The 25,173-nt window shown below is 71.0% G+C and carries 18 protein-coding genes; 14 read left to right on the top strand and 4 right to left on the bottom strand.

Annotation, left to right across the window (positions count from 1 at the left end):
- The first annotated feature begins 18 nt into the window (after positions 1-18).
- From LRX76_RS07430 to LRX76_RS07420, 3 genes are all read left to right on the top strand, one after another.
- On the top strand, positions 19-618 hold the full coding sequence (locus LRX76_RS07430; RefSeq protein WP_231803638.1) for a TetR/AcrR family transcriptional regulator: 600 nt from the start codon (positions 19-21) through the stop codon (positions 616-618).
- Positions 619-710: 92 nt separating this feature from the next.
- Entirely contained in the window at positions 711-1,655 is a 945-nt protein-coding gene (locus tag LRX76_RS07425) for a DUF4105 domain-containing protein (protein ID WP_231803931.1), read from the top strand.
- Complete coding sequence (locus LRX76_RS07420; protein WP_231803636.1) at positions 1,652-3,598, top strand: alpha/beta fold hydrolase; 1,947 nt, start codon at positions 1,652-1,654, stop codon at positions 3,596-3,598. The genes LRX76_RS07425 and LRX76_RS07420 overlap by 4 nt, the downstream gene beginning before the upstream one ends.
- An 873-nt stretch (positions 3,599-4,471) precedes the next feature.
- Here LRX76_RS07420 and LRX76_RS07415 read toward each other — a convergent pair.
- The 3 genes from LRX76_RS07415 to LRX76_RS07405 all read right to left on the bottom strand — a co-directional run bounded on the left by LRX76_RS07415 (position 4,472) and on the right by LRX76_RS07405 (position 6,881).
- A complete protein-coding gene (locus LRX76_RS07415; protein WP_231803634.1) occupies positions 4,472-5,305 on the bottom strand; it encodes an aldo/keto reductase in 834 nt (277 codons plus the stop codon).
- Between the two features lie 112 nt (positions 5,306-5,417).
- Positions 5,418-5,927, bottom strand: coding sequence for an acyl-CoA thioesterase (locus LRX76_RS07410; protein ID WP_231803632.1), 510 nt, complete (start codon positions 5,925-5,927; stop codon positions 5,418-5,420).
- Positions 5,928-5,981: 54 nt separating this feature from the next.
- A complete protein-coding gene (locus tag LRX76_RS07405; protein ID WP_231803630.1) occupies positions 5,982-6,881 on the bottom strand; it encodes a 2-dehydropantoate 2-reductase in 900 nt (299 codons plus the stop codon).
- A gap of 546 nt (positions 6,882-7,427) precedes the next feature.
- Between LRX76_RS07405 and LRX76_RS07400 the strand changes: the two genes are divergently transcribed.
- From LRX76_RS07400 to LRX76_RS07385, 4 genes are all read left to right on the top strand, one after another.
- Entirely contained in the window at positions 7,428-10,199 is a 2,772-nt protein-coding gene (locus LRX76_RS07400; RefSeq protein ID WP_231803628.1) for a TonB-dependent receptor, read from the top strand.
- A gap of 139 nt (positions 10,200-10,338) precedes the next feature.
- Positions 10,339-11,562, top strand: coding sequence for a histidine-type phosphatase (locus LRX76_RS07395; RefSeq protein ID WP_231803626.1), 1,224 nt, complete (start codon positions 10,339-10,341; stop codon positions 11,560-11,562).
- Positions 11,563-11,809: 247 nt separating this feature from the next.
- A complete protein-coding gene (locus LRX76_RS07390; protein WP_231803624.1) occupies positions 11,810-12,040 on the top strand; it encodes a hypothetical protein in 231 nt (76 codons plus the stop codon).
- Complete coding sequence (locus LRX76_RS07385; protein ID WP_231803622.1) at positions 12,037-12,519, top strand: TA system VapC family ribonuclease toxin; 483 nt, start codon at positions 12,037-12,039, stop codon at positions 12,517-12,519. Before LRX76_RS07390 ends, LRX76_RS07385 begins: the two co-directional genes overlap by 4 nt.
- 377 nt (positions 12,520-12,896) lie before the next feature.
- Here LRX76_RS07385 and metK read toward each other — a convergent pair whose 3' ends face one another.
- Complete coding sequence (gene metK, locus LRX76_RS07380) at positions 12,897-14,108, bottom strand: methionine adenosyltransferase (protein ID WP_231803620.1); 1,212 nt, start codon at positions 14,106-14,108, stop codon at positions 12,897-12,899.
- 193 nt (positions 14,109-14,301) lie between these two features.
- Here metK and LRX76_RS07375 point away from each other — a divergent pair, with 193 nt between their 5' ends.
- From LRX76_RS07375 to LRX76_RS07345, 7 genes are all read left to right on the top strand, one after another.
- On the top strand, positions 14,302-16,041 hold the full coding sequence (locus LRX76_RS07375) for a GNAT family N-acyltransferase (protein WP_231803618.1): 1,740 nt from the start codon (positions 14,302-14,304) through the stop codon (positions 16,039-16,041).
- On the top strand, positions 16,038-16,838 hold the full coding sequence (locus LRX76_RS07370; RefSeq protein ID WP_231803616.1) for a UDP-2,3-diacylglucosamine diphosphatase: 801 nt from the start codon (positions 16,038-16,040) through the stop codon (positions 16,836-16,838). The genes LRX76_RS07375 and LRX76_RS07370 overlap by 4 nt, the downstream gene beginning before the upstream one ends.
- Before the next feature lie 214 nt (positions 16,839-17,052).
- Positions 17,053-18,393, top strand: coding sequence for a TolC family protein (locus LRX76_RS07365; RefSeq protein WP_231803929.1), 1,341 nt, complete (start codon positions 17,053-17,055; stop codon positions 18,391-18,393).
- On the top strand, positions 18,386-19,408 hold the full coding sequence (locus LRX76_RS07360) for an efflux RND transporter periplasmic adaptor subunit (protein WP_231803614.1): 1,023 nt from the start codon (positions 18,386-18,388) through the stop codon (positions 19,406-19,408). Before LRX76_RS07365 ends, LRX76_RS07360 begins: the two co-directional genes overlap by 8 nt.
- A 209-nt stretch (positions 19,409-19,617) precedes the next feature.
- Positions 19,618-20,793, top strand: coding sequence for an ABC transporter permease (locus LRX76_RS07355; protein ID WP_231803612.1), 1,176 nt, complete (start codon positions 19,618-19,620; stop codon positions 20,791-20,793).
- 13 nt (positions 20,794-20,806) lie between these two features.
- Positions 20,807-21,937, top strand: coding sequence for an ABC transporter permease (locus LRX76_RS07350; protein WP_231803610.1), 1,131 nt, complete (start codon positions 20,807-20,809; stop codon positions 21,935-21,937).
- Positions 21,938-22,615: 678 nt separating this feature from the next.
- Positions 22,616-25,054, top strand: a complete 2,439-nt coding sequence (locus tag LRX76_RS07345) for a TonB-dependent receptor (protein ID WP_231803608.1) — start codon at positions 22,616-22,618, stop codon at positions 25,052-25,054.
- Positions 25,055-25,173: the final 119 nt, after the last annotated feature.

Here is a 25,173-nt window from a genome sequence, read left to right as displayed (position 1 = left end):
TTGTCCGATAATGCCGGCATGAACGCCCCCCGCCCCGATGTCCTGCAACGCCGCCGCCAGATCCTCGACGCCGCAGACGAGGTGTTCTGCGAACACGGCGTGCATGCCCCGCTGGAACTGGTGGTGGAGCGCGCCGGGCTCGGCCGCGCCACGCTGTACCGCAACTTCCCCGATCGCCGTGCGCTGCTGGCGGCGCTGCTGGACCGTGCGCTGCAGGCGCTGGAGCAGTGTGCGCGCGACAGCGCCGCTCGCCCCGACGGCCTGTTCGTGCTGATCCGGGACCTGGCCGAGCACACCGCCGTGTGTGCGCCGCTGGCCGACTACTGGCGCTCGGTGGGGCGCGCCGACCCGCTGGTGGAGCAGGCGCACCAGCGCATCATGGATTCGCTGATGCCGCTGCTGCGTCAGGCGATCGCGGCCGGGCTGTGCCGCGCCGACGTGGGCGAGCGCGACATCGCCATCGTCGTCGACATGCTGGCCGTATGCCTGCGCGGCGGCGACGAGCAGGAGCGCAGGTCGCTGGCGGCCGATTCGGCACGCCTGGTGGCGCAGGCGCTGGAGGCGCCGGGCCGCGCCGGCGGGCGCCGCCCGCAGACGGTGCAGGCCGCCACTGCATGAGTCCCCCGGTATCGCCTGGATCCTCGCCCTGGCGCCGCCGCGGCCGCCGGCTGCTGCGCTGCGCGGTGGCGGCCGCGACGCTGTGGGCCGCGATGGCGCTGTTCTACCTGCTCGACAGCAACGCGCTGGTACGCACGGCGATGCTGCTGGTGTGGCTGGGGATGGGCGCCGCGGCCTGGTGGAGCCTGCGCGAGGGCGGGCGCAACCGGGTGGTGGCGGCGATCTTCGGGCTGGGCTTCGCCGGGCTGCTGGCCGGGTTCCTGTGCATGCAGCCGCAGCAGGACCGCGACTGGGCCGACGACGTGGCGCGGCTGCTGCGCCCGGAGGTCGACGGCGACCACGTGGTCCTGCACAACGTGCGCGACTTCGACTGGCGCAGCGACAGCGACTACGAGGTGAACTGGGAAACGCGCAGCTACGACCTGTCGCAGCTGCAGTCGGCCGACCTGGCGATGTCGTACTGGATGGGCCCGGCCATCGCCCACACGCTGGTGTCGTTCGGCTTCGCCGACGGCCAGCGGGTGGTGTTCTCGCTGGAGATCCGCAAGGAACGCGACGAGAAGTTCTCCGCGCTGGGCGGCTTCTTCCACAAGTTCGAGGAAGTGGTGATCGCCGCCGACGAGCGCGACATCCTGCGCGTGCGCACCAACGCGCGCGGCGAGGACATGTACCTGTACCGGTTGAACATCCCGCCCGCGGGACTGCGGCAGATGTTCCTGGGCTACCTGGACAAGGCGCGCCAGCTGCAGCGCGCCCCGCGCTTCTACAACACCCTGACCAGCAACTGCACCACCATCGTCTACGAACTGGCGCGGCTGATCGATCCGGGCCTGCCGCTGGACTGGCGCCTGCTGCTGTCCGGCTACGCGGCCGAGTACGCCTACGACCATGGCGGGCTGACGCCGGGCTACGACTTCGCCACGCTCAAGGCGCGCGGCCACATCACCGCGCATGCGCGCGCGGCCGACGCGGCGGTGGACTTCTCCCGGCGCATCCGCGTCGGCGTGCCCGGCGACGACCCGCGGGTGCGGCCATGACCGCGGTGCGCGCCCGTGTGCGCGTGGCGCTGGCGGCGGTGCTGCTGCTGGCGCTGTCCGGCTGCGCGATGGTCACGGTGCAGTCGCGCGGCCCCGGCGACTACATCGCCCAGACCCGCGGCGACGTGCTCAGCACCGGCAAGCTCAGCGAGGCCGGGGCGGAGACCCTCAAGGTCGCCGGCATCGAGCCCAAGCCGTGCCAGGCCGATGTCGCGGCCTGCTCCGCGCAGCTCGACGACATCGCCGGGCTCGATCCGGAACGGCGGCTGGCCGCCCAGGCCGAGCTGTGGACCGGCGCGGCGCTGGCGCTGGGTGGCAAGAGCAAGCCCGGCGTGGCGCTGGGCGATGCCGCCATGGATGCCTGGCTGGAGGCCGCGCAGCACGCCTACGCCTACCTGTTCTTCACCGAGCGCACGCCGGGCGAGCGCGCCTTCGAGAACCGCCAGACCCAGGTCAGGGACTACTACAACTACGCCGTGCAGCAGGTGGTGGAAAGCCTCTACACGCGCTGGCGGCAGGCGCCCGACGACGCCGAGGGCGCGTTCGCGGTGGGACCGTGGCGGCTGTCCGTGGACCTGTCCGGCTTCCGCCTGCCGGGCGACGCCGGCCAGCCCGAGGCGCTGATCCCGGCCTCGTCGCTGCGCTTCGACGGCCTGCGCAGCACCTATCGCCGCGACGGCTTCGGCGCCGAGCTGGTGGCCGAGGTCTCGGCCGAGACGGTCGGCGACCCGGCCGGCCTGGCGCGCCTGCCGGTGGCCGAGGGCAAGCGCCGGCAGACGCCGGACTTCAGCGAGGTGCCCTTCGCCCCGGCCACCCTGCTGCTGCGCTTCGAGGGCCAGGACCAGGCGCAGGTGCTGGCCACCCGCAAGGTGCAGTTGCTGCCCTACGACCCGTACCGCAGCGACGAGGTCGTCCTGCACGGCCAGCGCGTGCCGCTGGCCGGCAACTTCACCGCCGCCTACGGCCTGTGGCTGGCTCGCTCGGGCTTCGCCGCGCAGTCGCTGCGCTCGATGCTCGGCCGCGACAACGGCATCGACCGCCCGCACCTGTACCTGATGCAGCCGTTCGACCCCGACCGCCGCATCATCCTGATGCTGCACGGGCTCGCCAGCAGCCCGGAGGCGTGGGTCAACGTCGCCAACGAGATCGCCGGCGACGAGCAGCTGCGCGGCCACTACCAGATCTGGCAGGTCTACTACCCGACCAACATGCCGATGGCATGGAACCAGGCGCAGATCCGCTCGCTGCTGACCCAGGCGCTGCAGCGCTTCGATCCGTCGGGGCAGGCGCCGGCCTCGCGCGACATGGTGCTGATCGGCCACAGCATGGGCGGGGTGCTGGCGAGGCTGCTGGTGTCTTCCTCCGGGGACCGCTTGTGGGACAGCCTGATGGCCGACCGCAAGCTCAGCGGCGAACGCGGCCGCCGCGTGCGCGAGCGGCTGCAGCCGCTGCTGCACTTCCAGCCGCTGCCGGAAGTGGACCGGGCGATCTTCATCGCCGCCCCGCACCGCGGCACCAGCGCCGCCGGCGGCCGCCTGGGACGCCTGGTCGGGCGCCTGGTGCGGCTGCCGGTGACGCTGCTGGAACGCTTCGGCGACGTGCTGCAGGACCTGGCCGGCGACGACGACAAGGGGCGTCCGCGCAAGCTGCTGCCGCCCAACAGCATCGACAACCTGCGCGACAGCGACCCGTTCATCCGCGCCGCCGCCGACCTGCCGATCTCGCCGGGCGTGCGCTACAACAGCATCATCGCCCGCCGCGATCCGAAGGTGCCGCTGGCCGAGTCCGACGACGGGTTGGTGCCCTATGCCAGCGCGCACCTGCCCGGCGCCGAGTCGGAGAAGGTGGTCACCTCCTGGCACAGCGTGCAGGAGACCCCGCAGGCGATCCTGGAGATCCGCCGCATCCTGCACGAGGAGATGGCCGCCAACGCGGGGCGTTGAGCGGTTGCGCGACCGTCTTGCGAGGGGCGGTCCCTGCTGCCGGATTTCGAAGGGGAGGCTCCCTTCTCCCGCAAGCGGGAGAAGGGAACAGCGGTCGGCCATCCGGAATCGCCGCGAAGCTCCCTTCTCCCGTTCACGGGAGAAGGTGGCGCGCAGCGCCGGATGAGGGGGCTTCTGCGGCGGCTTTCCCAATGCTCCCGGCAGCCCCCCATCCGCCCTTCGGGCACCTTCCCCCGCAAGCGGGAGAAGGGAACAGCGCTCATCTGGAATCGCCGCGAAGCTTCCTTCTCCCGTTCACGGGAGAAGGTGGCGCGCAGCGCCGGATGAGGGCGCTTCTCCGGATGAGGGGGCTTCTGCGGCGGCTTTCCCATGCTCCAGGCAGCCCCCATCCGCCCTCCGGGCACCTTCCACCCCGAGGGTGCCCAGCCCCGCAAGCGGGAGAAGGGAACAGCGGTCGGTCATCTGGAATCGCCGCGAAGCTTCCCTTCTCCCGTTCACGGGAGAAGGTGGCGCGCAGCGCCGGATGAGGGCGCTTCTGCGGTGGCTCTCCCATGCTCCAGGCAACCCCCATCCGCCCTTCGGGCACCTTCCACCCCGAGGGTGCCCAGCCCCGCAAGCGGGAGAAGGGAACAGCGGTCGGTCATCTGGAATCGCTGCGAAGCTTCCTTCTCCCGTTCACGGGAGAAGGTGGCGCGCAGCGCCGGATGAGGGCGCTTCTGCGGTGGCTTTCCCAATGCTCCCGGCAACCCCCATCCGCCCTTCGGGCACCTTCCACCCCGAGGGTGCCCAGCCCCGCAAGCGGGAGAAGGGGGCTGCCTCGCACTATCCTTGTCCCGGATAGGCTGCGCCTACCGGGTCATGGCCGTTTCCGCCTCAGACCATCTCGAACGCGGCCGGGTCCGGGCCCAGGCGCTTGCCGGCATCCAGCGCGGCGATGGCGGCCATGTCCTGGTCGGACAGCGCGAAGTCGAAGATGTCGATGTTCTCGGCGATGCGTGCGGGCGTCACCGACTTGGGGAACACCACCAGGCCGAGCTGGATGTGCCAGCGCAGGATCACCTGCGCCACGCTCTTGCCGTGGCGCGCGGCGATGGCCTGCAGCGCCGGGTCGTGCAGCAGCTCGCCGCCCTGCGCCAGCGGGCTCCACGACTCGACGACGATGCCGTGCGCGGCGGCGTAGGCGCGCAGTTCGTCCTGCTGCAGCAGCGGATGCAGCTCGATCTGGTCGACCGCCGGGGCGACCCCGGTGGCCTCGACGATGCGGTCGATGTCCTGCGCGCGGAAGTTGGACACGCCGATCGAGCGCGCCTTGCCGTCCTTGCGCGCCTGCACCAGCGCCTTCCAGCTGTCGACGAAACGGTCCTGGGCCGGGCACGGCCAGTGAATCAGGTACAGGTCCACGTAGTCCAGCCCCAGCTTGGCCAGGCTGGTGTCCAGCGCCTTCAGCGCGCTGTCGTAGCCCTGGTCGGCGTTCCACAGCTTGGTGGTGACGAACAGCTCGTCGCGGGCGATGCCGGAGGTGGCGATGGCCTGGCCGACGCCTTCTTCGTTGCCGTAGATGGCGGCGGTGTCGATGTGGCGGTAGCCCAGCTCCAGTGCGGCGGCGACCACCTGCGCGGTCTGCCCGGCCGGCGTCTGCCACACGCCCAGGCCGAACTGGGGAATGCGATGGCCGTCGGAGAGAGTGAGGAAGGGAACGTTGGACATGGGGTCGGTCACTCGGGAAAGGGGAGCGAACACTGTAGGCCAGCCCCGCGGGCCTGGCCACGGGCCCGCCGGAACTCAGCATTCCCCGGCGCGTCCGCCGGGGTGCGTGCGCTCAGGTCTCGTCGGCCACGCCGGCCGGGGTGGAGGCCAGCAGCGCGAGTTGGTGCCGTTCCATCTCCTGGCGCAGCGTGCGGCGGATCTGCGCGGCCGCGTGGCGGCGCTTCTGGTCCGCGGTCTGCGGCAGCAGCGGCGGTACCGGCGTGGGGCGGTCGTCGTCGTCCACCGCCACCATGGTGAAGAAGCAGCTGTTGGCGTGGCGCACGCTCTGCTTGCGGATGTCCTCGGCGACCACCTTGATGCCCACCTCCATCGACGAGGTGCCGGTGTAGTTCACCGAGGCCAGGAAGGTGACCAGCTCGCCGACGTTGATCGGCTCGCGGAACACCACCTGGTCCACCGACAAGGTGACCACGTAGCGGCCGGCATAGCGGCTGGCGCAGGCGTAGGCGACCTGGTCCAGCAGCTTGAGCACGGCGCCGCCGTGCACCTTGCCGGAGAAGTTGGCCATCTCCGGCGTCATCAGCACGGTCATGGTCAACTGGTGGGACTGGAAGTCGGGCATCGTCGGATCGCCGGGGGAGGGACGGCAAGATTACCTGCCCGGCGATCCGACGGTTCAGGGGCCGGCGGCGGCGCGGTCGTGCAGCCTGACCAGCGCGTGCAGCACCCGGTTGGCGGGCACGGCGATGCCCAGCCGCTCGCCCTCGCGCACGACGTGGCCGTTGATGTAGTCGATCTCGCTGGGCTTGCCGCGTGCCACGTCCTGCGCGGTGGAAGAGCGCTGGCCGGCCATGCTGCGCGAGATCGACAGCACGTCGTCCCACAGCGTCTGCGGCAGTGCCACGCCCTGCGCGGAAGCCACCGCCCGGCATTCGTCCACCACCTCGCGCATCGTCGCCACGATGCCCTCGCCGCGCACCAGCTCGCCGTAGGGCAGCTGGCTCAGCGCCGACAGCGCGTTGTAGACGCAGTTGATCACCAGCTTGGTCCACAGCGCCTCGGTCACGCGATCGGACACCTGCGTGGGCACGTTGCCGGCCGACAGCGCCGCGGCGATGGCGTCGCTTGCCGCGGAAGGACCGATCACCAGCTCGCCGCGGCCGTGGTGGACGACGTGCGCCGGCCCCTGCGTGGCGGCGGCGACGTAGACCACGGCCGGGATTGCCTCGCGGCCGAGCACGCGCGACAGCCGCGGCGCGTTGTCCACGCCGTTCTGCAGGCTCAGCACGGCGGCGCCGGCGGCCAGGTGCGGGGCGATCGCCGCCCCGGCGGCCTCGGTGTCGCCGGACTTGACGCAGAACAGCACCAGTTCCGCCCCGCGCACCGCCGCCGGATCGCTGCTGGCCTGCAGCGGCAGCCGGCCGTCGAAGTCCGCCGCCTGCAGGCGCAGGCCGTCCGCGCGCACCGCCGCCACCATCGGCGCGCGGCCGATCAGCACCACCTCGTGGCCGGCCTGGTGCAGGCGCGCACCGAAGTAGCCGCCCACCGCGCCGGCTCCCATCACCGCGATCCTCATTGCGCTCGTCTCCTGCAGGGCATGTGCGGCCATGTTAGGGCCTGGCGGCGATCCGTCCATGGATGCCCGCGCCGTCGATCGCTCTGCCGTAGAAGCATGGAGGAATGATGCAGGACGGATGTAGGGGGATGTAGGAACGATGTAGGAGCGACTTCAGTCGCGATGGGGCTGTACCGGTAAATCCCCATCGCGACTGAAGTCGCTCCTACATCGCCCTATAGGTCCCATGGCGGGGCCCGCACCCGTGTCCGCGCGGGGGGGGCGGCGAAGGATAGCGGGAAAACCGGGTGCGGCAGGCCCGGATTGTGCGGATTCCAGCGTCGGTTGCGGGATATTCCGCACAATCATGCGGAAAGCCCGCCGTTGTCACCGGCGTGAAAAGTGACCGGGCCCACAATCTGCCGCACATGGACGGAGTCGACGCCGGCCATGTGCACAACGACCAATCGAATCGACTTCCTTCTTTCATTTTTTCTTGCGCGATCTCGCGGGAGCGGGCCGGCGTGCCCGGCCGTGCGCCACGACATCGTCTTTCGGGAACAGACAATGCGCTCCAATCGCACCACCATGCGCCGGGACCGGCTGGTCCACGGCATCGTCCTCGCACTGGTCGCGCTGGCCACCGCGCCGGCACTGGCGCAGCAGGGCGACGACGCCCCGGCCGCGGCCGACCAGCAGGCCGTCACCCTGGACAAGGTCACCGTCGCCGCCACCCGCTACAGCGCCGCCGACATGCAGATGGCCGCCAGCAACACCGCCAACGTGCTCTCGGCCGAGGACCTCAAGTACACGGCGGTGCACAACATCGCCGAGGCGCTGGGGCTGATGCCCGGCGTCAACGTCATCAACACCGGGCAGTCGTACTTCGGCGGCATCGACGGCGCCGCGCGCGGCGAGGGCATGTTCGCCTCGGTGCGCGGTCTCAACGCCGAGTACAACGTCAACCTGGTCAACGGCGTCAACGTCGCCCAGGGCATGCCCTACAGCCGCAGCGTGCAGCTGCGGCTGCTGCCGCCGTCGGGGCTGCAGACCATCGTGCTCAACAAGACCTCGACCGCGGCGATGGACGGCGACGCGATCGGCGGCACCATCGACTACCGCACCCCCACCGCGTTCGACTTCGGCGCGCATAGCGGCGGCAGCGTCAGCCTCAGCGGCCGCATGGAGAGCCGCGCGCGCGACTACGGCGACAGCGGCCTGGGCGGCGGCGTGGCCGGCGAGTGGCACGGCCGCTTCGGCAGCGACAACCAGTTCGGGCTCTACGTGAGCGGCTACTACGACACCCGCGACTACGTGAACAGCCAGTACGCCGGCGCCACCGCCGCCGGCAGCGACGGCACCTGGGAGTTCGCCCGCACCGATGCCGAGGGCAACCTCGCCGCCGGCTACGACCCGCAGCAGTCGCTGCTGGGCACCGGCATGTACGCAGGTTATTCCGAGGGCCGGACCCGCCGCTTCGGCGGCAACGTCTCGTTCGACTGGCGGGTCGATCCGACCCTGCTGGTGTACGCGCGCGGCACCTTCTCGCGCGCCTTCACCGAGCAGAACACCGGCTACTCGCAGCTGATCCCGCAGAACGTCAGCTATGAGCCGACCGGCGTTGACGGCGTCTACCAGCCGAAGATCGGTGCCTACGCGGCGCGCTACTGGTACGAGACCAACCCGGAGATGGCCGACCTGGCCACGATCCAGTTCGGCGCCGACAAGGAACTGGGCAACTGGACGATCTCGCCCAACGTGTTCTACGGCTTCGGCAACAACGACCGCCCGGACCACATCGAGATCTCGGCGCGCACCGACCAGTACAGCGACCGCGGCGGCAAGTTCGCCTACGGCGCCGGCCAGTTGCTCGGCCAGGACTCCGATGGCTACCCGGTGCCGCTGCTGACGCCGGAGATGGCCGCCGCGATCGACGACATCGGCGGCATGTACGTACGCCGCGCCGGCCAGCTCACCAGGCAGTACAGCGGGCAGAAAAAGGGCGGCCTCAAGCTCGACCTGCGTCGGGTGTTCGACGACGGCGCGCTGCAGGAACTGCAGTTCGGCATCAAGCACGTGGTCAGCTCGCGCAGGTTCACCGGCCGCAACTGGACCACCGGCTACTACGGCGGTTACGCGCTGCTGCAGGACATCGGCCTGATCGACGGCCACTACGACGCCGCCTTCCCGGGCAAGTACGACTGGGACACCGTGCACCTGAGCAACGACGCGCTCAAGGCGCTGATCAACGAGCGGCTCACCGAGAGCAGCTTCGATACCTGCGGCAGCGAGTACGTCAACAACTGGAACTGCAACACCATGCGCGGCACCGAGGCGGTGTCGGCGGCCTACGCGATGGCGACGCTGCGCTACGGCGACCTGGAGATCATCCCCGGCCTGCGCTACGAGTACACCCGCATCCGCAACACCTACTGGGCCACGGACGACCAGCCCATCGGCCACTTCGAGAACAACCACAGCCGCTACCGCGTGCCGCTGCCCAGCGTGTTCCTGAACTGGCGCCCCGGCGACGGCGACAGCGTCTACCGCGCCGGCCTGTGGACCAGCTACACCCGCCCGGCCTTCGTCCAGCTCGGCGGCGGCTCCTCGACCAGCATCTCGGCCGACACCGGCCGGATCACCATCACCGAGGGCAACCCGGACCTGGACCCGATCAAGTCGCTCAACCTCGACCTGTCCGGCGAGTGGCGCAACGACCGCGGCGGCCATGCGATGCTGGCGGCGTACTACAAGCACCTGAGCGACTACATCTACGAGAGCGGCTCCAACGCGGTGAACCAGGGCGAGAGCGGCGAGGGCGAGACCATCTACCGGCGCCCGCAGAACGGCGGGGACGGCGAGGTCTACGGCCTGGAGCTGGCGCTGCGGCAGAAGTTCCAGGACCTGCCCGAACCGCTGGACGGCCTGGGCATTGGCATCAACGCCACCCGCCAGAAGACCCGCGTGGACCTGGGCATGGACGGCTTCCGCCGCGAGCGCATCCAGAACGCGCCGGACCTGCTGGCCAACGCCGAGCTGTTCTACGAGAAGGGGCCGCTGTCGGTGAACCTCAGCTGGCACCACTCCGGCGAGTACGTCGCGGTGTACGACTACCTGCGCCAGGGCGCGAGCTGGGACAACCTGTGGGTCAAGCCGTCCTCGCGCATCGACCTGCACGTCGGCTATGCCCTGGGCGAGAGCTGGCGCGCCGACCTTTCGATCGCCAACCTGACCAAGCGCGAGAGCTACCGCGCGCACGTGGGCCACAACAGCACGGCGCTGCAGGACATCGTCGATTCCGGCATGACCAGCCTGCTGACGGTGCGCTATGCGTTCTGATGCCGGCTCGACGATACGCGCGCCGCAGCCTGCACGCGGCGGCGCCATGACGATGGTGCGGGCCATGGCGCGGCGGTCGTGCCGCGCAGGGCTCCGCCGCCTGCCGGCGCTGTGCCTGGTACCCATGCTGGCGGCTGGCGTGCCGTCGCCAGCCGCCGCCGCGCCGCGACTGGAGCAGGTGGTGCTGGTGGTGCGCCACGGCGTGCGCGCGCCGCTGCCGGGCGAGGTCGCCGCCGCGGCCTATGCCGACGCGCCGTGGCCGCAGTGGGACACCCCGCCCAGCCAGCTGACCGCGCACGGACGCGAGGCGGTGCGGCTGAGCGGCGACTGGCTGCGCAGGTGGCTGAGCGGGCAGGGCGTGCTGCCGGTGCAGGGCTGCCCGGCACCGGGCAGCGTGGCGGTGCGCGCCAACACCGACCAGCGCACCATCGACAGCGGCCTGATCCTGGCCCAGGCGCTGGCGCCGGGCTGCGGACTGGTCGCCGAGCATCGCCCGGAAGGCACCCACGACCCGCTGTTCCGGCCGGTCGAGGCCGGCGCGGTGGACTTCGACGCGCGCGCCGCGGTGGCCTCTATCCTGCGCGAGAACGGCGGCCCGGCGGCGCTGGTCGCCGCGCACCGGCCGGAACTGGAGGCGATGCGCGAGATCCTCGGCTGCACCCGCACGCCGTGCGACTTCGCCGCGATGCCGTCGTCGCTGGTGCCCGGGGAGGACGGCCGCGGGTTCGCGCTGAAGGGGCCGGTGGACCTGACCTCCGGCACCGGCGAGGTGTTGCTGCTGCAGTACGCGCAGGGCATGCCGCTGGACCAGGTCGGCTGGGGCCGCGCCACGTCCGAGCGGCTGGAACAGGTCTCGCGCCTGCACGCGCTGCTGTTCGACATCTACGCCCGGCCGCGCTACATGGCCGTGCGTTCCGGCGGACCGCTGGCCGGGGAACTGCTGCGGCGTCTGGGCGATGCGGGCAGCCCGCGGGTCTCGCTGTTCGTCGGCAGCGACAACCACATCGCCGCGTTGAGCAGCCTGCTGGGCGTGCATTTCCACCTGCCCGGCTACGGCGCCGACGACCCGCCGCCGGGCGGGGCGCTGATGGTGGGGCTGTGGCGCGACCCGGCCAGCGGCGAACGCAGCGTGCGGGTGGAGTACCTGGCGCAGTCGCTGCAGCAGCTGCGTACGCTGCAACCGCTGGACCTGGAGCATCCGCCGCTGCGCCAGGCGCTGTCGCCGTCGATCTGCACCGACGCGGCGACGCCGGACGGCTGCCCGCTGGATGCGTTCGTGCGCGGACTGCGTGCGTCGGCGCGGCCATCCTGCGGCAAGGACGCGCCTGCCGATGCCGACTGCCCGCAGTGGCGCCGGGATTGAGGTCGCCGCCCATCCGCCCGCCCTGCGGGCGGTTCCGCCTCGTTGCGTTGGCGGGTCCTTGGGAAACCAGCGCCGCCGGGCGCCTTCCCGGGAAGTCCGATTCCCGGCCCAGCGGCACGGCGGCTGCGAGGGAATGCGGCATCGGTCGTACCGCACCGCAGCAGACGGCCGCAGCAGCCCTGGCCTTGACCGAAGATGCGTGATGCGTGATGCTCGGTGCCGATACGGACCCGCGGGAAGCCCTGCGATGCGCACGACCCTGGCAATCGACGACGACATCCTCGCGGCGGCGCGTGCCCTGGCCGAGGCCGAGGGGCGCAGCCTGGGCGAAGTGATCTCGGACCTGGCGCGCAAGGGGCTGGCGCCGGTGGCGCAACCGCCGCAATACCGCAACGGCATCCGCCTGCTGCCTGCACGCCCCGGCGCCGGCTCGGCCACGCTGGAACTGGTCAACCGCCTGCGCGACGAAGCGCCGTGAGTCCGGCGCGACTGGCCGAGCCAGCGCTGCGCTGGCCGCCCGGCGAGCCCGTCTACCTGCTCGACGTCAATGTGCTGCTGGCCCTGCTCGACCCGCTGCACAGCCATCACCCGCGGGCGCACGCCTGGTTTGCCGCGCATGGCGCGCGGGCCTGGGCCTCGTGCGCGGTGACCCAGAACGGCGCGCTGCGGATCATGGCCCACCGTTCCTATCCCAATCGCGTCGCCTCGGTGGCCGAGGCGGCCGAGGTGCTGGCCGAGTTCTGCGCGCAGCCGGCGCACCGCTACTGGCCCGGCGAACTCAGCCTGCTCGATTCGCCGCTGGTCGAGCGCGGGCGGCTGCTGTCGCCCGCCCAGGTCACCGACACCTGGCTGCTGGCGCTGGCGGTCCGGCACGGCGGCAGGCTGGCCACGTTCGACCGGCGCCTGGTCACCGACGCGGTGGCGGGCGGTCGCGAGGCGCTGCAGCAGATCGATTGAGGCGGGGTAGCGGCCCTGGCCTGTCGCACGGCGCCCGTAGCCGCCGGCCGCATGCGGCCCGGCCTCGACGTTGCTGGCGTGTTGTCGGTCCGTGGCGTCGTCGCCTCGGCGCTCGCGGCGGACTCCGCCGGGGTGGGCCGAGGCCCACCTAGTGACTCTGCAGCGCGACCTGCCCGCGCGATTGATTTTGTAGGAGCGACTGTAGGAGCGACTTCAGTCGCGATGGGGCTTTTACCGGTAAAGCCCATCGCGACTGAAGTCGCTCCTACAGTCGCTGCTGCGGGTCGCTCCGCGAGCGCTGCCATCCCCGTGCACCGGCACCAACGCAAACGGGCCGCTCGCGCGGCCCGTTCGCAACTGCAATGCAGCGCGCTGCCCTACTTCAGCTTGGCGTCGGCGCGCAGCGCCTCGGCGCGGTCGGTCTTCTCCCACGAGAACGCGGTGGCGTTGACCTCGGTGCCGCTGCCGTCGGTGTAGCTGAACGCCTTGGGCTTGCGGCCGAAGTGGCCGTAGGCGGCGGTCTGCTGGTACATCGGGTGGACCAGGTCGAGCATCTTGATGATGCCGTACGGGCGCAGGTCGAAGTGCTTGCGGATCAGCTTCTCGATCTTGTCGTCGCCGATCTTGCCGGTGCCGAAGGTGGTCACCGAGATCGAGGTCGGCTCGGCCACGCCGATGGCGTAGGACACCTGCACCTCGCAGCGGTCGGCCAGGCCGGCGGCGACCACGTTCTTGGCGACGTAGCGCGCGGCGTAGGCGGCCGAGCGGTCGACCTTGGACGGATCCTTGCCGGAGAACGCGCCGCCGCCGTGGCGGGCCCAGCCGCCGTAGGTGTCGACGATGATCTTGCGCCCGGTCAGGCCGCAGTCGCCCACCGGCCCGCCGATCTCGAACTTGCCGGTCGGGTTGATGTGGAACTTGGTGCCCTTGTGCAGCCACTTGGACGGCAGCACCGGCTTGATGATCTCCTCGCGCACCGCCTCGATCAGGTCCTTCTGCTTGATCCCCGGCGCGTGCTGGGTGGACAGCACCACCGCGTCGATCGCGCCGACCTCGCCATTCTCGTAGCGCAGGGTGACCTGGCTCTTGGCGTCCGGGCGCAGCCACGGCAGCGGCGAGTGCTTCTTCTTGCGCACCTTGGCCTGCTGCTCGACCAGGCGGTGCGAGAGGTGGATCGCCGCCGGCATGTAGCTGTCGGTCTCGTTGGTGGCGTAGCCGAACATCAGGCCCTGGTCGCCGGCGCCCATTTCCTCGGGCTTCTTGCGGTCCACGCCCTGGGCGATGTGCGGGGACTGCTTGCCGATCAGGTTCAGCACGCCGCAGGTGGCGCCGTCGAAGCCGACGTCGGAGCTGTTGTAGCCGATGTCCAGGATCACCTTGCGGGTCAGCGCCTCCAGGTCGATCCACGCCGAGGTGGTGATCTCGCCGGCGACGATCGCCACGCCGGTCTTGACCATCGTCTCGCAGGCCACGCGCGCGCGCGCGTCCTGGGCCAGGATGGCGTCCAGCACTGCATCGGAGATCTGGTCGGCGATCTTGTCCGGATGGCCTTCGGAGACCGATTCGGAAGTGAACAGGTAGCTGGACATTCGGCTTATATCCCTTGATTCGGATGAAAAGATGGGCGCGCATGATACACGCGCCGGGGTGACCGTGCATTGTGCCCGCCGCGGGGTTGCCCGGAGTTAAGCCCGCGGCCCGTCACGCAACTGCCTTGCCGCTGCCACATGGCCGTCGCCGCCGCTGCGCAGCATTCGCGCAACGGGAACGGAGAGTCCGTGCATGGCGACACTGCTCGAGCAGACCCTGCAGCAGCAGTATCCGGGGTTGTTCAGCGGGCGCAGGGCGAAGCTGGTCAGGCCGCTGCTGCGCGGTTTCGGGCGCTGGTCGGGGCTGGGCCGGGCCGAGCGCTTCCTGGCCGGCGTGCCGGGGCTGCGCGGGCTGGAGTTCGTGCGCGCCGCGCTGGATTTCCTGCAGACCTCCTGCGAGGTGGCCGCGGCCGACCTGCAGCGCATCCCGCGCCAGGGCCGGGTGCTGGTGCTGGCCAACCATCCTTCCGGGGCGCGCGACGCGCTGGCGCTGCTGGAGGCGGTCGGGCGCGTGCGCGGCGACGTGTGCATCGTCGCCAACGACTGGCTGCAGGTGATCGAGCCGCTGCGCGAGCTGCTGCTGCCGGTGCGCATCCTCGGCGGCCAGCCCTCGCGCGCCAGCGTGATGGCGGTGGAGCAGGCGCTGCGGCAGGAGCGCTGCGTGATCGTGTTCCCGGCCGGGGAGGTCTCGCGGCTGGGCTGGCGCGGCGTGCGGGACGGGCGCTGGCGCCGCGGCTTCCTGCACTTCGCCCGCCGCACCGGCGCGCCGCTGCTGCCGGTATGCGTGCAGGCGCGCAACTCGGCACTGTTCTACGGCGCCTCGGCACTGTTCCGGCCGGCCGGCACCGTGCTGCTGGCGCACGAGACGCTGGCGCGGCAGCGCCCGCAGCGGGTGAAGCTGCATATCGGCCAGCCACGCCGGCTGCCCGCGGACGGCAGCGACGACCAGCGCGAACTGCATGCGCTGCGCCGCGAGCTGTACGCGCTGGGCAAGCTCGCCGGCGGCTGCCGCGCCGAGCCGCTGGCGGCGCCGCTGCCGCCGCAGCGGCTGGCCGAGGACGTCGCCACGCTGGAACTGCTCGGCCACACCCTCGACGGCAAGCAGGTGCGCTACGGCACGCTGGCCGAGGACGCGCCGCTGCTGCTGGAGATCGGCCGGCTGCGCGAGCTGACCTTCCGCGAGGTCGGCGAGGGCAGCGGGCTGTCGCGCGACCTCGACCGCTACGACGCCTGGTACGAGCACATCGTGCTGTGGGACGGCGCCGCCGGCCGCATCGTCGGCGCCTACCGGGTCGCGCGCTGCGCCGGGCTGCTGGCGCGGCGCGGGCTGGCCGGCCTCTACAGCGCCAGCCTGTTCGACTACGACGATGCGATGGTGCCGCGATTGGCGCAGGCGCTGGAGCTGGGCCGCAGCTTCGTGGTGCCGGACTACTGGGGCAGCCGCAGCATCGACTACCTGTGGCAGGGCATCGGCGCCTACCTGCGCCGGCATCCGCAGATCCGCTACCTGGTCGGCGCGGTGTCGATCAGCGCCGCGCTGCCGCCGGCCGCGCGCGAGCAGATCGTCGCCTACTACCGCCGCTACCACGCCGGCGGCAGCGACGGCGTCGCCGCACGGCGTCCGTTCGCACCGCAGGTGCCCGAGGCGCTGTTCGGCGAACTCGACGCCGCCACCGCGATGCGCGTGCTCAAGGACAACCTCGATGCGCTCGGTGCCGCGGTGCCGATGCTCTACAAGCAGTACACCGAACTGTGCGAGCCGGGCGGGGCGCGCTTCCTCGCCTTCGGCGTGGACCCGGATTTCAGCGACACCGTGGACGGCCTGATCGAGGTCGACCTGCAGCGGCTCAAGCCGAAGAAGCGCGAGCGCTATCTCGGCGCCGCCGCAGCGCGCGAAGCTTCCATCACCAGCACCCGGGAGGTGCCGGCATGAGTATCGCCACGCTCCATCCGCACCGACGCAGCCTGTTCGTCTCCGACCTGCACCTGGGCGCGCCGTACTGCCATGCCGCCGAGTTCGCCGACTTCCTCGCCCGGCAGCGCTGCGACACCCTGTACCTGGTCGGCGACATGGTCGACCTGTGGTGGCTGTCGCAGCACCGCGCCACCTGGGACGCGGCGCACCAGCGGGTGGTCGAGGCACTGCACGACAAGGCCCGCGCCGGCACCGCGCTGGTCTACGTGCCGGGCAACCACGACCGCGCCATCCGCCGTTTCTGCGGCCTGGCGGTGCCGGCGATGCAGGTGCGCCGGCGCGCCATCCACGCCACCGCCGACGGCCGCCGGCTGCTGGTCACGCACGGCGACGACTACGACGCGCTGACCCAGTTCGGCGGGTTGCAGGAGCGCTGCGGCGACTGGCTGTACGGCCGCATCCTCGGCGGCAACCGCCTGGTCAACCGGCTGCGCCGGCGCATGGGCCTGCGCTACTGGTCGCTGGCCGAGTTCCTGAAGCGGCGCAGCGGCGCGGCCGAGCGCTACATCGCCCGCTTCGAGCAGGCCGGCCTGGCCGACGTGCGCCGGCGCGGCCTGGACGGCATCGTCTGCGGCCACATCCACCGTGCCGGCCTGTTCGAGCACGACGGGCTGGTGTACGCCAACGACGGCGACTGGGTGGAAAGCCTGACCGCGCTGGCCGAGGCCGCCGACGGCAGCCTGTCGCTGCTGTCGCACGACGGCCGCACCCTGGCGCAGCTGCCGGTCAGGGCACCGCTGCGCAACGCGGCCTGACGTCGACGGCGCGTGACCGCGGGCGGGCGGCCGCCGCGAGGCCGCCGGGCGCCGAGTGCCGCACGCCGTGGCGGGTGAGGACATCCTTGTCCGCATGCCGCTATGCTGGCGGCATTGGATGGAGTTTTCCCGAGGGAACATCGTGCGGTCGAGACATGGGGTGCTGGTGCGGTCCGCGGGCCGGTCGTGGAAGCGGCGGGCCGCCGCAACGGCGCTGTCGCTGCTGCTGGCGACCGGCCAGGCGCCGGCGCAGCAGCTTCCCGCGCTGACCTACGCGCAGGCCAGCGAGCGCCTGCAGCAGGTGTCCGACGCGCTGGCCGCGGCCGACGCCGGGGTGCGCAACAAGCAGGACCTGCAGGACGCCACCCGCTACCTGCGCCTGCCGGAGATCACCGGCGAAGTGCGGCGGCTGCAGTTCCAGAAGACGCTGACCATCCCGCTGGGCTCGCTGGCACCGGTGGCCGAGGCGTTCGGCATCGAGTCGCCGCTGGAGTTCATCGAGCGCGACTGGCGCACGCGACCGGTGGTGACCGCGACCCTGCCGCTGTACACCGGCGGGCTGATCCCCGCCGCCCAGGGCGCGGCCGAGGCCGCCACCCGCCAGGCCAGCGCCGAGCGCGAGTCGCAGCGGCAATCGCTGGCGGTGCAGCTGGTGCAGGCCTATTTCGGCCAGCAGCTGGCCGAGCAGGCGCTGCAGGTGCGGCGCGAGGTGCGCGACGGCCTGCAGCGGCACCTGGACGATGCCGGCAAGCTGGAGCGCGAGGGCTTCGCCACCCGCGCCCAGCGGCTGCAGGCCACGGTGGCGCGCGACAAGGCCGAGCGCGACTACCAGAAGGCGCTCAACGACCTGTCCACGCTGCAGTCGGCGCTGTCCACGCTGCTGCGCAGCGGTGGCGAGGTGCAGGCGCTGACCCCGCTGTTCGTCGCCACCGCGCCGGTCGGCAGCCAGGCCGAGTTCGAGCAGGCGGCACTGGGCCGGCATCCGCAGATCGAGAAGCTGCGCGCAATGGCGGCGCAGGCCGAGCAGGGCGTGCGCGTGCAGCAGGCCAAGTTCAAGCCGCAGGTCTACCTGTTCGGCCAGTACGACTTCCGCCGCCGCGACGAGCTGATCGCCGATCCCGACTGGGCCTTCGGCATCGGCCTGCGCTACACCTTCCTGTCGCCGAGCATGCGGCCGCTGCAGCTCAGCGCCGCGCGCGCGCAGCTGGACCAGGCGCAGGCCGGCATCGGCGAGGCCGAGAACCAGGTGGCGCTGGGCGTGCGCCGTGCGTGGAACGAACTGGACACCGCGCGCCGGCAGTTCGGCCTGCTCGACAGTTCCATCGCCCAGGCCGAGGAGAACCTGCGGCTGCAGGAACTGTCCTTCCGCGAGGGCCAGGCGACCTCGCTGGACGTGATCGACGCGCGGCTGGCGCTGGGCGGGGCGCGCATCGAGCGCGCGCAGGCGGCCTACCAGTACGACGTGGCGCTGGCGCAACTGCTGGAGATGAGTGGACAGATGGACCGATTCGACGAATTCCGCCTGCGCGCGGACAAGGTGCTGGCATATGAGTGACTCGCTGCTTGCGCGAGAGCAAAGGGACGCGCGCCGGTCCGGGCGCGGCAAGCGCATCGCGCTGCTGCTGGCGGCGATCGTGCTGGTGGCGCTGGGCCTGTGGCTGGGCTTCCGCACCCCGGCCGGGCAGGTACAGGGCATGGCCGATGCCGACAACGTCAACGTCGCCGCCAAGGTGACCGCGCGGGTGTCCCGGCTGCTGGTGCACGAGGGCGACCGGGTGCAGGCCGGGCAGGCGCTGTTCGAGCTGGACAGCCCCGAGGTCGCGGCCAAGGAACGCCAGGCGCACGCAGCGCTGGATGCGGCCAGGGCGGTGGCCGCCAAGGCCGAGGAAGGCGCGCGCAGCGAGGACATCCGCGCCGCCGAGGCCAACTGGAAACGTGCCGTGGCCGGCGCCGAGCTGGCGCAGAGCACCTACCGGCGCGTGGACAACCTGTTCAACGAGGGCGTGGTCACCCGGCAGAAGCGCGACGAGGCGCTGGCGCAGTCGCGCAGTTCCACCGAACTGGCGCGCGCGGCGCGCGCGCAGTACGACCAGGCGCTGGCCGGCGCCCGCGCGCAGGACAAGGACGCGGCGCAGGCGCAGGTGCGCCAGGCCGAGGGCGCGGTGGCCGAGGTCGATGCCGCGCGCGAGGAAACCCTGGGCCGGGCGCCGCTGGCCGGCGAGATCAACAAGCGCATGGCCGACGTCGGCGAGCTGGTGCCGGCCGGCTATCCGGTGTTCACCCTGGTGGACATCGACCGCATGTGGGTGTCGGTCAACCTGCGCGAGGACCAGGTCGACGGCCTGAAGGTCGGCAGCCGCCTGCGCGGCAGCGTGCCGGCGCTGGCCGAGCGCGAGGCCGAGTTCGAGGTGTACTTCATCAACCCTGCCGGCGACTACGCCACCTGGCGCAGCACCCGGCAGTCGTCCGGCTACGACGTGCGCAGCTTCGAGGTGCGGCTGCGGCCGGTGCGCCGGCTGGAAGGCTTCCGCCCGGGCATGAGCGTGCTGTTCGCATGGCCGCAGGGTTGAAAGAATGGCAGCACAGCCGTTTCCCACGGCGAGGCGGCCCGCAGGGCGACGCACGTGGTGGTGTGTCATGAAAAAAAGGCAGCACAGCCGTTTCCCCCGGCGAAGCGGCCTGCAGGGTGGCGCACACGGAGGTGCGTCATGAAAAAACGGCAGGACAGCCGTTTTTCACGGCGGAGCCGCCCGCAGGGTGACGCACATGGAGGTGCGTCATGAAAACCCCGCCCGATGGCTTCTGCGCCTCGCTGCGGCGCGAGCTGCGCCACCTGCGCGGCGACCTCGGCGACCTGGGGCTGGTGACCGTGCTGCCGTGGCTGATGATGCTGGCGATGGCCTGGCTGTTCTCCGGCTCGGTGATGCGGCAGGTGCCGATCGCGCTGGTGGACCTGGACAACAGCGCCGACAGCCGCCTGCTGGCGCGGACGATCGACGCCAGTGCCGGCGTGGCCATCGTCAGCCAGCCGGCGTCGCTGGCGCAGGCGCAGTCGCAGCTGCGCTCGCTGCAGGTGTTCGCGGTGGTGCTGGTGCCGCGCGATGCCACCCGGCTGGCGCTGCGCGGCGGCGAGGGCACGGTGTTCTCGTACTACAACGCCAGCTACCTGACCACCGGGCAGTCGGCTGCGCGCGACATCGCCGATGCGGTGTCGGCCTTCAACGCACGCCTGCTGGCCGAGCGCATCGGCCAGCAGGTCGGCCCGGGCAAGCTGCGCGCGGCACCGGTGACGGTGCAGTCGGACATCCTCTACAACCCGGCGCGCAGCTACGAGCTGTTCCTGCTGCCGCTGATCCTGCCGGCGCTGCTGTCGCTGGCACTGGCACTGGCGGCCGGGTCCGCGTTCGGCCGCGAGCTGCGCGACGGCACGCTGGCCGGCTGGCTGGGACAGCGCCCGTGGGCGGCGATCGCCGGCAAGCTGGCGCCATACATCGTGCTGTTCTCGCTGTACGGCGCGCTGGGCGTGCTGTACCTGGCCTACCTGCGCGGCGACGGCGTGGCCGGCAGCCTGGCGCTGCTGATGCTGGGCCAGCCGCTGCTGTACCTGGCCAGCGCCGCGGTGGCGCTGCTGTTCGTCGGCGTCACCCGCGACATGGGCACGGCGCTGTCGGCGGTGGGCCTGAGCATCGGCACCGCGCTGGCGTTCTCCGGCGCCACCTTCCCGGTGATCGACGCGCCGCTGTTCACCCGCGTGTGGAACCTGCTGCTGCCGCTGACCGCCTACATCAAGCTGCAGACCCAGCAGCAGTTCATCGGCTCGGCATGGACGGTGTCGCTGTGGCCGCTGGGCACGCTGGCGCTGATGATCGTGGTCGCCGGCGGCATCGGCGGCTGGCGGCTGATCGCCGCCGCGCGCGCGCCGGCGGTCGCGGCCGCTGCGGCGCCGGCGCGATGAAGACGGTGACGCCATGAAGAAGATAGGGGCCGCCTTCGCGCAGACCCTGCGTGCGGTCGCCGGCGACCGCTACGCGATGATCGTGATGGTCGGCGCGGTGGTGCTGTACTCGTTCTTCTATCCGGCCGCCTATCGCCACCAGGTGGCCGGCAACCTGCCGGTGCTGGTGGTCGACGAGGACCACAGCGCCAGCAGCCGCGAACTGCTGCGGCGCATCGATGCGTTGCGCGCGGTGCGCATCGCCGGGCAGCCGCGGACGCTGGCGCAGGCGCGCGCCGAACTGGAGGCCGGCCATGCCGAGGGCATCGTGCTGATCCCGGCGAACCTGGAGCGCGACATCCTGCGCGGCGGCGCCGGGCAGCTGGTGCTGCTGGGCAACGGCGCCTACCTGGGACGCGCGAGTTGGGTGCTGGGCGGCGTCGCCGATGCGCTGACCGCGTTCGCGCGCGAGTCGGCGGTGCGCCAGGCCGCGTTCATGGGCGCGCCGCAGGCCGCGCCGATCGCACTGGTGCAGCGGCCGCTGTTCAACACCCGCGAGGGCTACGGCAGCGCCATCGTCCCGGGCGTGGCCGAGCTGATCGTGCACCAGACCCTGCTGATGGGCATCGGCGTGCTGCTGGGCACGCGGCGCAAGGCGCTGGGCCGGCGCCTGCACTTCGACCTGCCCACGCTCGCCGGCATGGCCCTGGGCTTCGGCGTGGTCGGCCTGTGCGGGCTGCTGTACTACGCCGGCTTCACCTCCTGGGTGCAGGACTACCCGCGCGGCGGCAACCTGCCCGGGCAGCTGCTGGGCGGGGCGTTGTTCATCGCCGCCACGGTGGCGTTCGGGCTGTTCGTCGGCAGTTTCTTCGCCACCCGCGAGCGTGCGTTCCAGTACGTCATCGCCACCTCGATCCCGATGTTCTTCCTGTCCGGGCTGTCGTGGCCGGCGCACGCATGGCCGCCGCTGCTGGTGGAGCTGGCGCGGCTGCTGCCGACCACCTCGGGCATGAACCTGATGGTGCGGCTCAACCAGATGGATGCCGGCCTGGCCGAGGTCTCGCGCGAGCTGGGCGCGCTGGCGCTGCTGACCGTGCTCTACGGCGCGCTGGCGCTGTGGCGCTACCGCGCGATGCCGGCGATCCGGCAGGGCGCGCACTGGTGAGCGCGCGGGGCTGAGCGGCGGACTCCGCCGTGGTGGCCAGGGCGCCCCTATGCTGGAGCTACCCCTGTAGGAGCGATTTCAGTCGCGATGAGGCTCTGCCGGTAAAGCCTCATCGCGACTGAAGTCGCTCCTACGTCGCTCCTGCAACGGTGCCGCCAATGGTCCCGGCAACGCCGCCGAGGGCGGGCTCAGCTGCGCGGCATGCTGCCGGAGCGCACCGTCGCCTTGCCCTGCTCCACCTCGAAGGTCAATGCGCCGTTCCGCGATCGTGCGCGTCGGCCGATCGCCAGATGATTCCCGATCGTCCCGGCCTGCCGCAGCCGCCGTGGTCGAGCTGCGGCTGCCCGACGGTGCCTGCCCGGGGCGGCGGCCACCGGTCCGGTCGAGTGCGCGTCGGCGCCCTGGCACCGGCGGGCGGGCCGGGCCGCGAAATGTGTCATTCCGATGGCAGAAGGCTGGGATTTTTTTCGCGCGGCGTGTCGGCCGTGGCAACGAATGCGAAGCGCCGGGCAAATCGGCGAGACGAGGATGAACTAGCGTTAAGCGACCTGCAGGACGTGCCCGGATCCGAACGCGCTCCGGGGCGCGCTGCCATCCGCAGGCCATGTCCGTTCGCCAGTTCCCGTCCGTCACCAAAGGTTCCAGATGAAGCCCCAGCCTCTCGCCAGGATGTCCCTGTTGAGCGTTGCGCTTGCCAGCATCCTCGCCGCTCCCGCCCATGCGCAGAGCACCACCGCCGCCGAGGACACGACCGCCACCGGCGGCAGCCGCGTCACCGCCTCCAGTACCTCCAACACCACCTCGGCCTACGACACCCGCCGCATCCAGGAACTGGACAAGATCGACGTCACCGCCCAGAGCCCGGTGCTCGGCGGCGGCAGCATGCTGATCCAGACCGCGCCCAAGGCGATCTCCACGGTCACCCGCGAGGCCATCGCCGAGGAGGCCGGCGGCAGCAACTTCACCCAGCTGATCGATTCCATCCCGGGCGTGGACGCCTCCACCGACGACCCGTCCGGGCTCGCCAACGGCAACTACAGCCTGCGCGGCTTCGATTCCTCCAGCATCGGCATCACCGTCAACGGCGCACCGATCACCGATACCGGCAGCTACTCGGTGTACGCGACCGAGTACGGCGATGCCGAGAACTACAACGACATCACCGTGATGCAGGGCACGCCCAACGTCGACCAGCCGGAGATGGGCGCCGCCGGCGGCCAGATCGCCTGGTCCAGCATCGACCCGACCCACGACTTCGGCGTGGATTTCGTGCAGAGCTTCGGCAACTACGACTACAAGCGCAGCTTCGTGCGGATGAACACCGGCGACCTCGGCCCGGTGCGCTCCTGGATCTCGATCTCCAAGAACACCAAGGACAAGTGGAAGGGCGCCGGCGACATGGACGTCACCAAGATCGACGGCAAGTCGATCTGGCAGATCGACGATGCCAACTCGATCAGCCTGTCGTTCCAGTACAACCGCCAGAGCAACTACAGCTACGCCAACGGCACCAAGCAAGACATCCAGGCGGACTACGAGTACGACTACAACACCGATTGGTACGGCAGCCAGAGTGCCGGCGCCAGCAACAATGCCTACTACTACAAGCTGCGCCGCAACCCGTTCCGCAGCCTGATGGTGAGCCTGGACGGCGAGTTCGCCTTCTCCGACGACCTGCGCCTGTCGGTGGTGCCCTACCTGTGGTGGGGCGACGGCGGCGGCTCCAGCGGCAGCAACTACTTCCGCGAGACCGCCAACACCGCGGTCAACCAGTTCGACTACGCCAACCAGGACCTCAATGGCGACGGCGTGATCAGCAACGGCAGCGCGGCTTTCACCGGCTACCAGTTCTCGCACAGCAAGACCCTGCGCCCGGGCGTGGTCGCCAAGTTCATCCAGAACGTCGGCCTGGACCACACCCTGTCCTACGGCGCCTGGTTCGAGCGCTCGCGCAAGAGCCAGACGCAGGACTACTCGCTGGTGGACCAGAGCACCGGCGAGGCCTGCGACGTGTGGGCCGACAGCGACGGCTGCCTGATCTACTACCCCGACGGCACCCCGCAGCAGGGCTACCGCACCTACACGGTGACCACGGTGCAGAAGTACTTCCTGCAGGACAACTGGACGCCCAGCGACAGGTGGCAGTTCAACCTCGGCGTGGCCTACCTGAAGGCCACCCGCAAGGGCCACAACTACCAGTGGCCGGGCGCCGACTACGCCAGCAGCTACTACACCGGCCTGGGCCGCTACCTGGAGACGGAGACGCTGTTCGACAACGACTACAGCGAGTTCCTGCCGGCGCTGGGCATCAAGTTCATGCCCGACGACCGCAACCAGTTCTTCTACGGCGTGGGCAAGACCTTCCGGGTGCCGTCGACCAACTCGATCACCCTCAACACCGTCACCGGCAACACCACCAGCCAGCCGGAGACGGCGATCACCCACGACCTGGGCTGGCGCTTCTACGGGGACCGCTTCGGGATGGCCGCGATGGTCTACCAGAGCGACTACAAGAACAAGCAGATGTCCAGCTACGACAACGACCTGGCGCTGACCACCTATGTGTGGATACCGAAGGTGCGCATGCGCGGCGCCAACTGGGAGGCCAGCTATGCGTTCGACCAGCACTGGAAGGCCTACCTGTCCTACACCCGCACCGAGGCGCAGGTGCGCAGCAGCATCGTGGACACCGGCGACGACGGCGCCTATCCGATCAAGGGCAAGCAGCTGGCCGATACGCCCAAGGACATCGCCTCCGCGCGCCTGAGCTGGAGCAACGGCGAGTTCTGGGCGTCGCTGAAGGCCAAGTACTCCGGTTCGCGCTACGGCGACTACATGAACACCGAGAAGGTCGGCGGCTACACCGTGGTGGGCCTGAACGCCGGCGTCAACCTGCCGGACATCGGTGCGGTGAAGAAGCCGGTGCTCAAGCTCAACATCTCCAACCTGTTCGACCGCAAGGCCTACACCTACGTCAGCAACGCGCCGTGGGTGTCGGAGAAGGGCTACTACGAGAACCAGGCCGCGGCCGAGAGCTACGACTGGTACTACGACCAGCCGGAGTACGGCGTGCTGGCCCCGCGCACGATCATGGTGAGCTTCGGCGGCTCGTTCTGAGCCTGCGCAGAGCATAGTTCGCTGCACCCCGGGCCCGGGACGCATGTCCCGGGCCCGTTCCTTTCCCCGCCGGCCGCCGACGCCTTGCGCCGGCCGCGGCCGGCCAGATTTCCGGAATC

Source organism: Stenotrophomonas sp. MMGLT7, assembly GCF_021168555.1.
In the GTDB taxonomy this organism is placed as follows: Bacteria; Pseudomonadota; Gammaproteobacteria; order Xanthomonadales; family Xanthomonadaceae; genus MMGLT7.
The sequence above is the reverse complement of the archived record's forward strand: the minus strand, read 5'-3'. Positions and strand labels throughout refer to the sequence as shown.

What these genes read in the sequence shown, in the direction of transcription:
- LRX76_RS07360 (WP_231803614.1), top strand. Translation starts at nt 18,386, where the DNA reads ATGAGTGACTCGCTGCTTGCGCGAGAGCAAAGGGACGCGCGCCGGTCC.
- LRX76_RS07420 (WP_231803636.1), top strand. Translation starts at nt 1,652, where the DNA reads ATGACCGCGGTGCGCGCCCGTGTGCGCGTGGCGCTGGCGGCGGTGCTG.
- LRX76_RS07415 (WP_231803634.1), bottom strand. Translation starts at nt 5,305, where the DNA reads ATGTCCAACGTTCCCTTCCTCACTCTCTCCGACGGCCATCGCATTCCC.
- LRX76_RS07350 (WP_231803610.1), top strand. Translation starts at nt 20,807, where the DNA reads ATGAAGAAGATAGGGGCCGCCTTCGCGCAGACCCTGCGTGCGGTCGCC.
- LRX76_RS07370 (WP_231803616.1), top strand. Translation starts at nt 16,038, where the DNA reads ATGAGTATCGCCACGCTCCATCCGCACCGACGCAGCCTGTTCGTCTCC.
- LRX76_RS07355 (WP_231803612.1), top strand. Translation starts at nt 19,618, where the DNA reads ATGAAAACCCCGCCCGATGGCTTCTGCGCCTCGCTGCGGCGCGAGCTG.
- LRX76_RS07430 (WP_231803638.1), top strand. Translation starts at nt 19, where the DNA reads ATGAACGCCCCCCGCCCCGATGTCCTGCAACGCCGCCGCCAGATCCTC.
- metK (WP_231803620.1), bottom strand. Translation starts at nt 14,108, where the DNA reads ATGTCCAGCTACCTGTTCACTTCCGAATCGGTCTCCGAAGGCCATCCG.
- LRX76_RS07425 (WP_231803931.1), top strand. Translation starts at nt 711, where the DNA reads ATGGCGCTGTTCTACCTGCTCGACAGCAACGCGCTGGTACGCACGGCG.
- LRX76_RS07400 (WP_231803628.1), top strand. Translation starts at nt 7,428, where the DNA reads ATGCGCTCCAATCGCACCACCATGCGCCGGGACCGGCTGGTCCACGGC.
- LRX76_RS07405 (WP_231803630.1), bottom strand. Translation starts at nt 6,881, where the DNA reads ATGAGGATCGCGGTGATGGGAGCCGGCGCGGTGGGCGGCTACTTCGGT.
- LRX76_RS07410 (WP_231803632.1), bottom strand. Translation starts at nt 5,927, where the DNA reads ATGCCCGACTTCCAGTCCCACCAGTTGACCATGACCGTGCTGATGACG.
- LRX76_RS07390 (WP_231803624.1), top strand. Translation starts at nt 11,810, where the DNA reads ATGCGCACGACCCTGGCAATCGACGACGACATCCTCGCGGCGGCGCGT.
- LRX76_RS07375 (WP_231803618.1), top strand. Translation starts at nt 14,302, where the DNA reads ATGGCGACACTGCTCGAGCAGACCCTGCAGCAGCAGTATCCGGGGTTG.